General features: G+C 72.0%; 14 protein-coding genes and 1 pseudogene. 11 read left to right on the plus strand and 4 right to left on the minus strand.

What is annotated here, in order from left to right; genetic code table 11:
• On the minus strand, positions 1–255 hold a 255-nt coding region (locus tag AB0B57_RS09705), incomplete at its 3' end, for an NAD-dependent epimerase/dehydratase family protein (protein WP_357067249.1).
• Between the two features lie 87 nt (positions 256–342).
• Here AB0B57_RS09705 and rfbA point away from each other — a divergent pair.
• The 4 genes from rfbA to AB0B57_RS09725 all read left to right on the plus strand — a co-directional run bounded on the left by rfbA (position 343) and on the right by AB0B57_RS09725 (position 3,554).
• Positions 343–1,233 (plus strand): glucose-1-phosphate thymidylyltransferase RfbA, encoded by an 891-nt coding sequence (rfbA, locus tag AB0B57_RS09710; RefSeq protein ID WP_357067251.1) that lies wholly within the window; start codon positions 343–345, stop codon positions 1,231–1,233.
• The gene (rfbC, locus tag AB0B57_RS09715) at positions 1,230–1,853 is read left to right on the plus strand and encodes a dTDP-4-dehydrorhamnose 3,5-epimerase (RefSeq protein ID WP_357067253.1); all 624 of its coding nucleotides are present in this window, start codon (positions 1,230–1,232) and stop codon (positions 1,851–1,853) included. The genes rfbA and rfbC overlap by 4 nt, the downstream gene beginning before the upstream one ends.
• 68 nt (positions 1,854–1,921) lie before the next feature.
• On the plus strand, positions 1,922–3,280 hold the full coding sequence (pafA, locus tag AB0B57_RS09720; protein WP_124816920.1) for a Pup--protein ligase: 1,359 nt from the start codon (positions 1,922–1,924) through the stop codon (positions 3,278–3,280).
• Between the two features lie 79 nt (positions 3,281–3,359).
• The gene (locus AB0B57_RS09725) at positions 3,360–3,554 is read left to right on the plus strand and encodes a hypothetical protein (protein ID WP_357067255.1); all 195 of its coding nucleotides are present in this window, start codon (positions 3,360–3,362) and stop codon (positions 3,552–3,554) included.
• 150 nt (positions 3,555–3,704) lie between these two features.
• Here the strand turns inward: AB0B57_RS09725 and AB0B57_RS09730 are convergent, their stop codons facing one another.
• Together AB0B57_RS09730 and AB0B57_RS09735 are read right to left on the minus strand one after the other, a co-directional pair.
• On the minus strand, positions 3,705–4,790 hold the full coding sequence (locus AB0B57_RS09730) for a DUF3866 family protein (RefSeq protein ID WP_357067257.1): 1,086 nt from the start codon (positions 4,788–4,790) through the stop codon (positions 3,705–3,707).
• 61 nt (positions 4,791–4,851) lie between these two features.
• A complete protein-coding gene (locus AB0B57_RS09735; RefSeq protein ID WP_357067259.1) occupies positions 4,852–5,856 on the minus strand; it encodes a cation diffusion facilitator family transporter in 1,005 nt (334 codons plus the stop codon).
• A gap of 118 nt (positions 5,857–5,974) precedes the next feature.
• On the opposite strand from AB0B57_RS09735, the gene AB0B57_RS09740 reads away from it, so the two are divergent.
• From AB0B57_RS09740 to AB0B57_RS09765, 6 genes are all read left to right on the plus strand, one after another.
• Positions 5,975–6,973, plus strand: a complete 999-nt coding sequence (locus AB0B57_RS09740; protein WP_357067858.1) for a WYL domain-containing protein — start codon at positions 5,975–5,977, stop codon at positions 6,971–6,973.
• Positions 6,970–8,025, plus strand: a complete 1,056-nt coding sequence (locus AB0B57_RS09745; RefSeq protein ID WP_357067261.1) for a YafY family protein — start codon at positions 6,970–6,972, stop codon at positions 8,023–8,025. Before AB0B57_RS09740 ends, AB0B57_RS09745 begins: the two co-directional genes overlap by 4 nt.
• A 10-nt stretch (positions 8,026–8,035) precedes the next feature.
• On the plus strand, positions 8,036–8,281 hold the full coding sequence (locus AB0B57_RS09750; RefSeq protein WP_357067263.1) for a hypothetical protein: 246 nt from the start codon (positions 8,036–8,038) through the stop codon (positions 8,279–8,281).
• Between the two features lie 168 nt (positions 8,282–8,449).
• Positions 8,450–8,767 carry a Sec-independent protein translocase subunit TatA gene (tatA, locus tag AB0B57_RS09755; protein WP_357067265.1) on the plus strand — a complete coding sequence of 106 codons (318 nt, stop codon included), beginning with the start codon at positions 8,450–8,452 and terminating at the stop codon, positions 8,765–8,767.
• A gap of 18 nt (positions 8,768–8,785) precedes the next feature.
• Positions 8,786–9,736: a twin-arginine translocase subunit TatC gene (gene tatC, locus AB0B57_RS09760; RefSeq protein WP_357067267.1), complete on the plus strand. Its 951-nt coding sequence runs from the start codon at positions 8,786–8,788 to the stop codon at positions 9,734–9,736.
• Positions 9,737–9,885: 149 nt separating this feature from the next.
• On the plus strand, positions 9,886–10,827 hold the full coding sequence (locus tag AB0B57_RS09765; RefSeq protein WP_357067860.1) for a diacylglycerol kinase family protein: 942 nt from the start codon (positions 9,886–9,888) through the stop codon (positions 10,825–10,827).
• A gap of 69 nt (positions 10,828–10,896) precedes the next feature.
• Here the strand turns inward: AB0B57_RS09765 and AB0B57_RS09770 are convergent.
• Positions 10,897–11,580 (minus strand): annotated as a pseudogene (locus AB0B57_RS09770) (EamA family transporter); the annotation flags it as partial.
• Between the two features lie 468 nt (positions 11,581–12,048).
• On the opposite strand from AB0B57_RS09770, the gene AB0B57_RS09775 reads away from it, so the two are divergent.
• On the plus strand, positions 12,049–13,257 hold the full coding sequence (locus AB0B57_RS09775; protein ID WP_357067269.1) for an MFS transporter: 1,209 nt from the start codon (positions 12,049–12,051) through the stop codon (positions 13,255–13,257).
• Positions 13,258–13,431 lie beyond the last annotated feature (174 nt).

Consider the following 13,431-nt stretch of genomic DNA (forward strand, 5'->3'; position numbering starts at 1 on the left):
CACGTCGTGGTCGGCGACGACCTCGTCGACGATGACCGGGTCGCAGATGTCGCCCTGGACGAAGCGCAGTCGCGGGTCGTCGCGGACCGGGTCGAGGTTGGCCAGGTTGCCGGAGTAGGTCAGTTTGTCGAGCACGGTCACGACCGCCGGCTCGAGTGGTGGCACGCCGTCGGCACTGCCGAGGGGCTTGCCCAGCAGCAGGCGAACGTACTCCGACCCGATGAATCCGGCTCCGCCGGTGACGAGGATCCTCACGGGTCGGGAAGTGTACGCGAAGTTGGGTGCGGTGCGCGGGGCGCGACCCCCCGGCGCAGCCGGCTTTTGTGCCGCTAGGCTGCCCCGGTGCGTGGAATCCTACTTGCCGGCGGCACCGGTTCCCGGCTCTGGCCGATCACCCGTGCGGTCTCGAAGCAGCTGATGCCGGTCTTCGACAAGCCGATGGTCTACTACCCGCTCTCCACCCTCGTGATGTCCGGGGTGCGGGAGATCCTGGTGATCACGACCCCGGACGACCAGGACCAGTTCCGTCGGCTGCTCGGCGACGGCAGCCAGTTCGGGTTGCGGCTGGAGTACGTCAGCCAGGAGCGACCGGAGGGCATCGCGCAGGCCTTCATCCTCGGCGCGGACTTCATCGGCGCCGAGTCGGTGGCGCTGATCCTGGGTGACAACATCTTCCACGGCGGTGGCCTGGGTCGGCAGCTCGCCGCCCACGGTGACCCGGTCGGTGGGCGGGTCTTCGCCTACCAGGTGGCCAACCCGCAGGAATACGGTGTGGTCGACTTCGACGACGCCGGTCGGGTGCTCTCGATCGAGGAGAAGCCGGCCCGGCCGAAGTCCCGCTACGCGGTGCCGGGTCTGTACTTCTACGACAACCGGGTGGTGGACATCGCCCGCAAGCTCACCCCGAGCGCCCGCGGCGAACTGGAGATCACGGCGGTCAACGAGGTGTACCGGGAGACCGGGGAGCTGTCGGTGACGGTGCTGGATCGGGGCACCGCCTGGCTGGACACCGGCACGTTCACCTCGATGATGCAGGCGGCCGAGTTCGTCCGGGTGGTCGAGGAGCGGCAGGGTCTGAAGATCGGCTGTGTCGAGGAGGTGGCCTGGCGGGCCGGCCTCATCGACGACGACCAGCTGCGCGCGCTGGCCACGCCGTTGACCAAGAGCGGTTACGGCGACTACCTGCTCGGTCTGCTCGGCGAGCCGAACGGCAGCCACGGGGTGACCTGGTGAAGATCCGGGAGTTGAGCATCGAGGGCGCCTGGGAGATCACCCCCCAGCAGCACGGCGACCCGCGCGGCATGTTCATGGAGTGGTACCGCTTCGACAAGCTCGCCGACGTGGTGGGGCATCCGCTGCGGCTGGCCCAGGCCAACCTGTCGGTCTCCGCCCGCGGTGTGGTGCGCGGCATCCACTTCGCCGACGTCCCGCCGGGGCAGGCCAAGTACGTCACCTGTGTGCGTGGCGCGGTCCTGGACGTGATCGTGGACCTGCGGGTGGGCTCGCCGACCTTCGGTCGTTGGGAGGGCGTCCGGCTGGACGACACCGACCGCCGGGCGGTCTACCTCAGCGAGGGGCTGGGGCACGGTTTCTGCGCGCTGACCGACGACGCGACGTTGAGCTACCTCTGCTCGGCCAGTTACAACCCGACAGGTGAGCACGCGGTGCACCCACTTGACGAGGAGTTGGGCATCGAGTGGCCGGCCGACGTCCCGCTGCTGTCCGCGCGCGACGACGCGGCGCCGACGCTCGCCCAGGCCCGCGAGACCGGCCTGCTGCCGGAGTACGACAACTGCCGGCGGTTCGTGGCGAGCATCGGGCCGGACGGAATGTCGCACTCAACCGGTATGTGACCGCCCCCGGGGCACGACCTGTGGTGTGACAGTGACGAACGGGGCCTCCGGGCGGCTAATGTCTCACCATGGAGCGGCGAATCTTCGGCCTCGAGACCGAGTACGGCGTCACCTGCACCTATCGCGGGCAGCGGCGGCTGTCCCCGGACGAGGTCGCGCGGTATCTGTTCCGTCGCGTGGTGTCCTGGGGTCGGTCGAGCAACGTCTTCCTGCGTAATGGAGCCCGGCTCTACCTGGACGTCGGGTCGCATCCGGAGTACGCGACACCGGAGTGCGACTCGGTGACCGATCTCGTCGCCCACGACCGGGCCGGCGAGCGGATCCTGGAGGGCCTGCTCGTCGACGCGGAGAAGCGGCTGCACGACGAGGGCATCGCGGGTGAGATCTACCTGTTCAAGAACAACACCGACTCGGCCGGCAACTCGTACGGCTGCCACGAGAACTACCTGGTCTCCCGGCACGGGGAGTTCGGCCGGCTGGCCGACGTCCTCATCCCGTTCCTGGTCACCCGGCAGTTGATCTGTGGGGCCGGCAAGGTCCTGCAAACCCCGCGCGGCGCGGTCTACTGCCTGTCGCAGCGGGCCGAGCACATCTGGGAGGGTGTCTCCTCGGCGACCACCCGCAGCCGCCCGATCATCAACACCCGCGACGAGCCGCACGCCGACGCCGAGCGCTATCGGCGGCTGCACGTCATCGTCGGTGACTCCAACATGAACGAGGTCACCACGCTACTCAAGGTCGGCACGGCCGACATCGTGCTGCGGATGATCGAGGCCGGGGTGGTGATGCGGGACCTGTCCCTGGAAAACCCGATCCGGGCGATCCGGGAGGTGTCGCACGACATCACCGGTCGGCGCAAGGTGCGGCTGGCCAATGGCAAGGAGGTCAGCGCCCTGGACATCCAGCAGGAATACCTGTCCAAGGCGACCGAGTTCGTCGAGCGGCGCGGGGGCGACCAGGCCGCCAAGCGGGTCGTCGAGCTGTGGGGGCGGGTGTTGAACGCGGTGGAGAGCGGTGACCTGGAGCCGGTCTCCCGGGAGATCGACTGGGTCAGCAAGCTGCGGCTGATCGAGCGCTACCAGCGCAAGCACGACCTGCCGCTGTCGCACCCCCGGGTCGCGCAGATGGACCTGGCCTACCACGACGTGCGTCGCGGTCGCGGCCTCTACGGTCTGCTGGAGCGGCGCGGCGAGGTCGACCGGGTGGCCACCGACCCGGAGATCTTCGAGGCCAAGGAGACCCCGCCGCAGACCACCCGGGCCCGGCTGCGCGGCGAGTTCATCCGGCACGCCCAGGAGAAGCGGCGGGACTTCACCGTCGACTGGGTGCACCTGAAGCTCAACGACCAGGCGCAGCGCACCGTGCTCTGCAAGGACCCGTTCCGGGCGTACGACGAGCGGGTGGAGCGGTTGATCGCCAGCATGTGACCGGTTGCCGGCCCCGGCGGTGCGCTGCGCCGACGGGGCCGGTCAGCCCGGCGCACCGAGCGGTTAAGCTGAGCGCGCCATGACGACTTCTGGACCTTCCGACCGCCCTGAGGGCGGCACCGAGCGGCAGAACTGGGTCGAACGCCGGCGGGAGAAGATCCGCGCCGAGGTCGACCGTAACCGCCGCGGCGACTACACGGTGCCGACGTGGGTGCTGGCCCTGGCGCTGGTGCTCATCGTCGGCGGCTGGCTAGCCCTAATCTTCCTGGCCTAACCCACCCCGACCCCCCACCCACCCCACCCCCACCCCCACCCCCAGCGCGCGTTGATCATGAGGTTATTGCCATGACACGCCGAAGCGGCGGGCAATAACCTCATGATCAACCACCGGGGGCGGAGGGCGGGGGCGGGGGGCCGGGGGCGGTTAGGTGAGGTGGGTGGTGGCGTGGCGGCCTGCTGCGGCGGCGGTGAGGAAGTACGCGTGGTCGGCGTCGAGACCGCGGCCCATCGTGGACAGCGGCACGGAGCTGGCGCGCAGTGCGGCGTCGAGACCGGCGGTGGGCACCCGGACGATCCGGTGCCGGGCGGCGAGGGGGGCCAGCGCCGCGTCCACCTCGGCCGCGAGGGTCGGGTCCAGGTCGTCGGGCACCACCAGCTCCGCCGGTGCGAGTGCCACCCTGCCGTACGCGGTGAGGCTGTGGTGCGACACGCCCCGGTGCCGGGGGCGGGGGTCGGCGGCGGAGATGCGCAGCGAGCCGACCGGCCGTCCCCCCAGCGTGACGATCGCGTTGACCGCCTCGCCGACGGCGACGCCGGAGAACCCCCACCGGGTGCCGGTGCCCAGGTTGCCGGGCCCCTGGGCCACGATGGCGATGTCGGCGCCGAGCACGTACCGGGCGGCGAGCAGGCCGCCGTGCAGGGTGGTGGCCTCCAGGTCGCCGCCGAAGGCCTGCCCGACGGTGATGGTGCCGGCCAGGTCGGCGCGCAGGCCCGCGAGGGTGCGGGAGAACCAGGCGGGCAGGGCCCCGCCGTCGGTGAGCAGGTACGCCACCCGCGCCTGCGGGGCGTCGGCCCGGATGCCGGCCAGGATCGCCGGCAGCGCCGAGTGCAGGTCAGCGGTGACCACCGGCAGGCCGCCCAGGTCGTCCGCGTCGGCCAGCACCGCGCGGTGCGGGGACGCCTCCTCGTCGACGCCGAGCAGGATCGGCTGCAACGGGGTGTAGCGGGCCTTGACCAGGTGCCCGGCGTCGCGGGTGTCGCCGACGTCCGGCGGGTCCGGGGGCAGCCGGTCCGGCAGGGCCACCACGAGGGCGTACCCGCCGGTGCCCAACCCCATCAGCAGCGCGCCGGCGTTGAGCAGTACCCGGTCGCCGGGCTCGGGCGTGCCGACCAGCTCCGGATAGGCCAGCGCCCGCATGCGGGTGCCGTCGGGCAGGTCGACGTCGAGCTCCACCGCCCCGGTCCACTGCCGTCGCCGCGTCGCCACCGTCCCCGTACGCCATCGCACCATGACGGGCACGCTAGCCGCGCGGCCCGGACGGTTCGCGCCCGGGTGCGGTGGGGGTGTCGGATCAGGTCGGGTCGGGGCCGCCGGCGTCCGGGGTCGGCCCGGCCTGGGTGTGTCGGACGGGTCCGGTGGCGCCCGGCATCGAACGGGTCGGGTCGAGGAAGACGAAGCGGATCTCCGGGTACCGGTCGGTGAGCCGGCGCTCGGCCTCGTCGGCGGTGGCCTCGATCTGCGCGCCGGTGGCCTCGTCGCGGAAGTCGACCTTCGCGGCGACCAGGATGTCCTGCGGGCCGAGCTGCATGGTCAACAGGGTGTCGATCCGTTCCACCTCGGGCAGCCCGGCCAGATCCTGCTCGATCTCGCGGCGCAGCCGCTCGGGGACGGCCCGGCCGACCAGCAGTGACAGGTTGTTGCCGGCGAGGATCCCGGCGACCGTGAGCAGCAGCAGCCCGATCAGGATCGACGCGACGCCGTCCCACACCTCGTCGCCGGTGGCGTGCGACAGGCCGACACCGGCCCCGGCCAGCAGCAGACCGATCAGGGCCGCGCTGTCCTCCAGGAAGACCGCCTTGATCGTGGTGTCGGCGGTCAGCCGCAGGAAGCGCCGGGGCGTGGTCTGCCAGCGTCGCGACTCGCGGCGCACCTGGCGCACGGCCCGGGTCAGCGAGATCGACTCGATGACGAACGACACCCCGAGCACGATGTACGAGACCAGGTAGTCGCCGCTGTGCTCGTGCACCAGGATCGTGGTGACGCCGTGGGTGACGGCGAAACCGGCACCGGCGACGAAGGTGAACATCGCCGCGAAGAACGCCCAGACGTAGCTCTCCTTGCCGTACCCGAAGGGGTGTCGCTGGTCGGCGGGCCGGGCGCCCCGGCGCAGCGCCTGGAAGAGCAGCACCTCGGTGGTGGTGTCGGCGACCGAGTGTGCCGCCTCGGAGAGCATCGCGGCGGAGCCGGAGATCAGCCCGGCGACCAGCTTGGCGATCGCGATGGCGAGGTTGGCGGCGCCGGCGACGACGACGGTGCCGATGCTCTCGCTCTCCGGCCTGGCCTCCGTTTGCGACATGAGGATCACCCTATGACCGAGCGGCGGCGGCGCGGCGGGGGAGGCCCGATCCGAACAAGTGTGCGGCACGCCCGCGTGGGTGCACGGTGTGGGCGTGTCGGCTGCTAGCGTCTACCGGGTGTCGCGGACCCGCACCGAACGCCTGGTCAACCTGGTGATCTGTCTGCTGTCCACGCGACGGTTCCTGACCGCCGCGCAGATCGCCGCGACCGTGCCCGGTTATGAGCACGACCCGGACGACGCGCGCGACCACGAGGCGTTCCAACGCAAGTTCGAGCGGGACAAGGCCGAGCTGCGCGAGTTGGGTGTGCCACTGGAGACGGGCACGGCGAGCGCCTTCGACGCCGAGCCCGGCTACCGCATCGCCCACCGCGAGTACGCGCTGCCCGACATCCTGCTCGAGCCGGACGAGGCCGCCGCGGTGGGCATCGCGGCCCGGCTGTGGCAGCACGCCGGTCTGGCCGCCGCCGCGTCGTCCGGGCTGGCCAAGCTGCGCGCCGCCGGGGTCGACGTGGACCCGCAGGCCACCCTGGGTCTGGAGCCGATGGTCACTGTCGATCCGGCGTTCGCGCCGCTGACGGCCGCGGCCCGGGACCGCCGCGAGGTCGGCTTCGACTACCGGGTGCCCGACCGGGACGCGCCCAGCCGTCGGCGACTGCAACCGTGGGGCGTGGTCTGTTGGCGCGGCCGGTGGTATGTCGTCGGCTACGACCTGGACCGGGCGGCGACCCGCTGCTTCCGGTTGTCCCGGGTGGTCGGCGCGGTCCGGGTGACCGGTGCGCCTGGTGCGTACGAGCCGCCGGCCAACGTCGACCTGATCAGCCACGTCGCCCGCTGGTCGGGTCCGGTGGAGCGCACCGGCCGGGCCACCGTGCTGGCCGCACCGGGCCGGGCCGCCGGGCTGCGCCGCTGGGCCGTGGAGGTGACCACCGGGCCGGACGGCGACCGCCTGGTCCTGCCGTACGCGGACCCGGACGGGTTGGCCGGTCACCTCGTCGGCTACGGGCCGGACGTGCGGGTGCTCGACCCACCGGAGGTCCGCGAGGCGGTCATCCAACGACTCAAGGAGATCGCCGTCCGCCACGACGAGTTGGCCGTCGCCGGGGGTGCCCGGTGACCCGCCCGGCCGCCCGGGGCGGTTCCCGTGCGTCCGCCGACCGGCTGGCCCGACTGCTCAACCTGGTGCCCTACCTGCTGGCCCGACCCGGCATCGAGATCGCCGAGGCGGCCGGTGACCTGGGTGTCACCGACCGTCAGCTCCGGGAGGACCTGGAGCTGCTGTGGGTTTGCGGGCTACCCGGCTACGGCCCCGGCGACCTGATCGACATGGCGTTCGACGGTGACCGGGTGACCATCACCTACGACGCCGGCATCGACCGGCCACTGCGACTCACCCCGGACGAGGCCCTCGCGCTGGTGGTGGCACTGCGGATGCTCGCCGAGACGCCCGGGGTGGCCAACCGCGAGGCCGTCGAACGGGCCCTGGCCAAGATCGAGGCCGCGGGCGACCTGGTCGGCGCCCCGGTGGCGGTGCGGTTGCCCGGGGACACCCCGCGGGTCGAGGCGCTGCGTGCCGCCGTGGAGGGCGGCCGGGCGCTGCGGATCACCTACTACACGGCCGCCCGGGACGAGACCACCGAGCGCGTCATCGACCCGCTGCGGATGTTGATGGTCGGCGGTCGGGCGTACGTGGAGGCGTGGTGTCGGCGCGCGGAGGCCGTCCGACTGTTCCGGGCCGACCGGATCGACGCGATCACCGAGCTGGCCGAGCCGGCCACGGTGCCGCCGCAGGCCGTCCCGCACGACCTCACCGAGGGCGTGTTCCGCCCCTCGGCCGACCTGCCGCTGATCACGCTGCGCATCGGTCGGGGCGAGCGGTGGATCACCGAATATTATCCGTGCGAGCGGGTGGAGGCCGGCGACGGCGACCAGTGGCTCGTCTCGCTGCGCGTGACCGACCTGGGGTGGGCCCGCAGGTTCGTGCTGGGCCTCGGCCCGGACGCCGTCGTGGTCGCCCCGGTCGAGCTGGCCGAGCAGGTGCGGGCGGCGGCGGCCAGCGCACTTGACGCGTACGCCGTGCCCGCCCCCACGGCCGCACCCCGGCTGCCCGCCCTCGACGCGCCGAGCGCGCCGACGGGTGACCCGGCGGTGGCTGGCCGCACCCAGTAGGCTGACCGCCGTGCTGATCTGGATCGTGCTCGCGGTGGTGCTGCTCCCGCTCGTGGCGCTCGCGCTGGCCGTGCGCCCGGTGCTGACCCGGCTGCCTCGGCTGCACCGTGCCGCGGTGGCCCTGCAGCGGCGGGCCGCCGAGGCCGAGGCGCTGCGGGAGACCGCCGAGGTGTTGCAGCAACGTGCCGAGGATGTCCAACGCCAGCTCGACACCACGTCCCAGCGGCTCGCGGTGATCAAGGCCAAGCGCGGCTGATCCGGCCCGGCCGAGCCGGTTCCCGGCGGCAGTTGACGATCATCGCGCGTTGGTCAAGACTTCACCCTTCGGGTCGAACCACCCCCACCCGGCGGGTGGCGGGCAGCCGATCCGCACGTACGATGGGCTGCGTACCACCCCTCGGACACAAAGCGACTGGAGCTTCTCATGGGTGCCCTCAAGCCGTGGCACATCGCTGTTCTCGTGGTTGTGCTGATCCTGCTCTTCGGTGCGAAGCGGCTTCCCGACGCGGCCCGTTCGCTGGGTCGGTCGCTGCGGATCATCAAGGCCGAGACCAAGAGCCTGCAGGAAGACGACCGCGACCTCGCCGAGAAGGCCGACGCGCAGGCCGGCTACCAGCCGCTGCCGCCGCAGGCCGGGCAGCAGGCACCGTACGCCGGGCAGCCGCAGCAGGCGCCGTACCAGCAGGCGCCGCCGCAGCAGCAGCCGGTCGTCGACCCGGTGCACCGCGTCCGCGACAACTGACCGAAGGGCCCCACCACCGTGGCCTTCGCACTGCGTAAACGCGGCCCCAAGGCGTTCGAGCGGGCCGCCGACGGGTCGATGACGCTCATCGAGCATGTCCGCGAGTTGCGCAACCGTCTTTTCCGCGCGTCCGTGGCGATCCTGATCGGCTTCGGCTTCGGTTTCTGGTTGGCCAAGCCGGTGCTGCACCTGCTCCAGCAGCCCTACTGTGACCTGCCGCAGGCCCGATATGTCGACGGCAAGTGCGAGTTCGTGCAGCTCGGCCCGGCCGACCTGTTCCTGCTCAACCTGAAGGTCGCGCTCTGGGTCGGGTTGATCGTGGCCGCGCCGATCTGGCTCTACCAGCTCTGGGCGTTCATCGCGCCCGGCCTGCACCGGCACGAGCGGCGCTACGCGTACTTCTTCACCGCCCTCGCCGCGCCGCTGTTCGCGGCCGGCGCGGTGCTGGCGTACTTCGTCACGGCCAAGGGCCTGGAGTTCCTGCTCAGCATCTCGGACAGCGAGATCAGCACGACCCTGGAGATCACCAAGTACATCTCCTTCGTCACCAACCTGATCCTGTTGTTCGGTGTGGCCTTCGAGTTCCCGCTTGTCGTGCTGATGCTCAACTTCGTGGGCATCGCCAGCGCGAAGCGGTTGCTCAGCTGGTGGCGCGTGGCGATCTTCGTGTTCTTCGCGTTCTCCGCAGTGGTCACCCCGACCCCGGACCCGTTTGGGATGACCGCGTTGGCGATCTGCCTCTCCGCGCTCTACTTCGGTGCGGTGGGCATCGCCTTCCTCAACGACAGGCGGCGAGGGCGGGGCAAGGAGATCTACGCCGGCATCGACGACGACGAGGTGTCGCCGTTGGAGTTCGACGCGGACCCGGTCGTGGCCGGGCAGCGGGTCGACGCGACCGCCCCGATCGGCGTACCCGAGCCGGTCGCCCCACCGGCACCGATCGAGCGCCGCTACGACGACATGACCTGACGGCCCCGCACCACCCGGTCAGCCGACGCCGTCCCCGTTTCCCGGGGGCGGCGTCGTCGCGTTACCCGCGGCGTCGGTGACGGCACGTGCCCCCGGTGAACGTCGGGCGCCCGACCGGTACGGTGCTGCCCGTGACCGCAGACGATCACCTGCCCGGCCCGCCCGCCGATGGCCCGGCCGACCGCTTCCCGGTCGCTGATGGCCCGGTGGCCGTGCTCGCCAACCCGACCGCCGGTCGGGGACGCCACCGCACCCTGCTGCCGCGGCTGCTGGACGGGCTGGCCGGCGCCGGCCGACCGGTCCGGCTGCTGGCCGCATCCGGTCCGGGCGAGGCGGAGGCGGCCTGCCGGGCCGCGGTCGCCGAGGGCGTCGGCGCGCTGGTCGCGATCGGCGGGGACGGCACCGTGCACCGGGCGATGCAGGCGGTCGCCGGCACCGCCGTGCCGTTCGGTCCGGTGCCGGCGGGGACCGGCAACGACTTCGCCCTGGACACCGGTTTCCCCGCCGACCCGGTGGCGGCGGTGGACGTGATCGCGTCAGCGCTGCGGGCCGACCGGACCCACGTCGTCGATCTGGCCCGGATGACCGGGGTCGACGGCGCCGAGCGCTGGTTCGGGGCGGTCCTCGCGGCGGGGTTCGACGCGATCGTCAACGAGCGGGCCAACCGGATGCGCTGGCCGCGCGGCCCCCGCCGGTACGACCTGGCGATCCTGGTCGAGCTGGCCCGGCTGCGGCCCCGCCACTACACGCTGCGCCTCGACGGGGTGCCGCTCGACCTCGACGCGGTGTTGGTGGCGGTGGGCAACTGCCCGACGTACGGCGGCGGCATGCGGATCTGTCCCGCCGCCGACCCGACCGACGGGCTGCTCGACGTGGTGGTCGCGGGTCGCGTCAACCGCCGGACCCTGATCCGGGTGAAGCCGCGCATCTACCAGGGCACCCACGTCAGCCACCCCCTGGTGACCAGCTATCGGGCCCGGACCGTGGAGTTGGCCGCCGACGGCATCGTCACCTACGCCGACGGGGAACGCTCCCTGGAGCTGCCGGTCACGATCAGCGCCGTCCCGGGCGCCCTGCGGCTGCTGCGATGACCGCACCGCCCCGATGCTGGCCGCGATGACCAGCACGACGGCGGCGCACTCCAGCAGGGTCAGGGCCTGCCGCAGGACCAGCCACCCGGCGAGGGTGGCGATGGCCGGGCCGAGACTCATCAGCACCGCGAACGTGGCGGTCGGCATCCGCCGCAGCGCGAGCAACTCCAGGGTGTAGGGCAGCCCGGAGGCGAGCACCGCGAGCCCGGTGCCGAGCGCCAGCACCTGCGGGTCGAGCAGCACCGCGCCGCCGTCGACGATGCCCAGCGGCAGGGTGACGAGCGCGGCGAGGGTCAGCGCCAGGGCCAGCCCGTCCGCGCCCGGGAACCGTCCGCCGACCCGGGCGCTCAGCACGATGTACGCGGCCCACATGGCGCCCGCGCCGAACGCGAATGCCACCCCGGCCGGGTTCAGCCGGTCGAAGCCGCCCTGCCCGAGCAGCGCCACCCCGGCCAACGCCAGTCCGGCCCAGCCCCAGCTGGCGAGTCGTCGGGCGCTGACCACCGACAGCGCCAACGGCCCGAGCACCTCCAGCGTCACCGTGGGGCCGAGCGGGATGCGTTCGATGGCCTGGTAGAACAGCGAGTTCATGCCGGCCAGCGCCAGCCCGAACGCGCCCGCCGCGAGCCAGGCCGACCGGTCGTGGCCGCGCAGTCGGGGCCGGCACACGATGAGCAGCAGCACCGCCGCGATGGTCAGCCGCAGGGTCACCGCGCCGGCCACGCCGGTACGCGGGAACAGCAGCGCGGCCATGGCGGAGCCGAACTGCACCGACAGCGCCCCGCCGAGCACCAGCCCCACGGCGACGACGCCACCCCGCTGGGCCGGTGGCGTCTCGGCCGGCGATGGCGTGGGCAGCAGGGTCTCGGTCACGGGCACGACGGTAGGCGCTCGGCTCCGGCCGTCAGGCGGCGGTGTCCACCTGCCGAAATGCGTGCCCTCCCAGTCGGTTCGTGGCGAAGCCCGCGTCTGCTGCTCGTCCGTCTGGCGAGCGTCTGCGGGGATACAGGAGCCTCGATGGGCGGCTACCCTGTTCGGAACGATATCGATCCACAGTTGGGAGCAGGGATGCGCCTCGACCTGGTCACGGTCTCCGCTTCGCCGCGAGAGCCCGCCCGGTACTGATCGGGCAGCACCGCGGATTCCCGCCGGTGCTCTGGTGCTCCTCGCCGCGGAGCGGTCTGACGACGACCGTTTCCTTCCCTGGCTCGAGGAGCTCTTTTGCGTGCCCTTGTATCCGCGCGTCTTGGCGCGGACTTCACCAGACTGTGGACCGCCGCCGCGGTGTCCAACGTCGGCGACGGCGTGACCATGGCTGCCGGCCCCTTGTTGGTCGCTTCCGTCACCGACAAACCGGCCCTCATCGCCGGCGCCGTCTTCGCGCAGCAACTGCCCTGGCTGCTGTTCGCCCTGATCAGCGGCGCCTATGTCGACCGACTCGACCGGCGCCGCATGGTCATGGTTGTCAACCTGGCGCGGGCAGGAGCCCTGGCGGGGTTGGCGGCTGCCATCGCGACCGAGACCGTCAGCGTGATCATCATCTACCTGGTGCTCTTCATCCTGGGTGTCGGAGAAACCCTCGCGGACACCGCCATGGGCGCCCTACTCCCGGCGGTGGTCGCCCCCGACGAACTGGCGAGCGCCAACGCCCGGCTCTACGCGAGTTTCACCGTCGGCAACCAGTTCGTCGCCAAGCCGCTCGGCGCATGGTTGTTCGTCATCTCCGCCGCCGTACCCTTCGGCGTCGACGCGCTCACCTTCGCGATCTCCGCGGCGCTGATAGCGGGTATCCGACCTCAGCCGGTCTCCGCGAAACCCCGTCTGCAGACCTCACTGCGTGCCGAGGTCGCCGCAGGTCTGAAGTGGTTGTGGCGACACCGCCTGCTGCGGCTCCTCGCTGTCAGCATGGGCCTGAGCAACATCGCGTTCGGTGCCGCGTTCGCCGTGTTCGTACTTTACTGCCGGGAGCGTCTGGGTGTGTCTGGCGTCGGCTACGGCTTCCTGCTGACCGCGTTCGCGGTCGGCGGCCTCGTCGGCACGACCATCGCCGCGAGACTCACGCGAGCGCTCGGCAACGCCACCGTGTTGCGCGCCGGCCTCGTCGTCGAGATCGTCACCCACGTGTCCCTTGCGATCACGACGACACCCTGGCTGGCCGCCATCGCCCTGGTCGTGTTCAGCATCCATGCCATGGTGTGGGGCATCGTCGTCACCTCGGCCCGGCAGCGGGTCGTGCCGCCACCGCTACGCGGCCGCGTCGGCAGCGTGTACGCGTTGCTGGATCTCGGCGGAGCCGCGCTGGGGTCGCTCCTGGGCGGCCTGTTCGCCAGCGTCTGGGAGATCACCACACCGTTCTGGATCGCCGCCGCCGTGATGGTGACGATCACCGTCCTCGCCTGGCGTCCCCTGCGCGAAGCTGGAGCCGCCTGACCGCCCTGGCCTCGGTGTCGAGCGGCGGTGTCTCGCCGCTCGCCACCGAGGTATCCGGGGTGGCGCTCCGAGGTTCCGACCGCTCTGGCCGTGCGCCGCGAGACCGCAAAGTCGACACGGCGGTAGATGTTCGCCACCCACGGTGCTACCGGCGTACGGTTCCTGGTGTGACGA

Origin of the sequence: Micromonospora sp. NPDC049101 (assembly GCF_040648675.1) — a bacterium.
Lineage (GTDB): Bacteria > Actinomycetota > Actinomycetes > Mycobacteriales > Micromonosporaceae > Micromonospora.

Coding starts and splice junctions, on each gene's coding strand:
- pafA (WP_124816920.1), top strand. CDS start 1,922: ATGGAGCGGCGAATCTTCGGCCTCGAGACCGAGTACGGCGTCACCTGC.
- AB0B57_RS09725 (WP_357067255.1), top strand. CDS start 3,360: ATGACGACTTCTGGACCTTCCGACCGCCCTGAGGGCGGCACCGAGCGG.
- tatA (WP_357067265.1), top strand. CDS start 8,450: ATGGGTGCCCTCAAGCCGTGGCACATCGCTGTTCTCGTGGTTGTGCTG.
- AB0B57_RS09730 (WP_357067257.1), bottom strand. CDS start 4,790: ATGGTGCGATGGCGTACGGGGACGGTGGCGACGCGGCGACGGCAGTGG.
- AB0B57_RS09735 (WP_357067259.1), bottom strand. CDS start 5,856: ATGTCGCAAACGGAGGCCAGGCCGGAGAGCGAGAGCATCGGCACCGTC.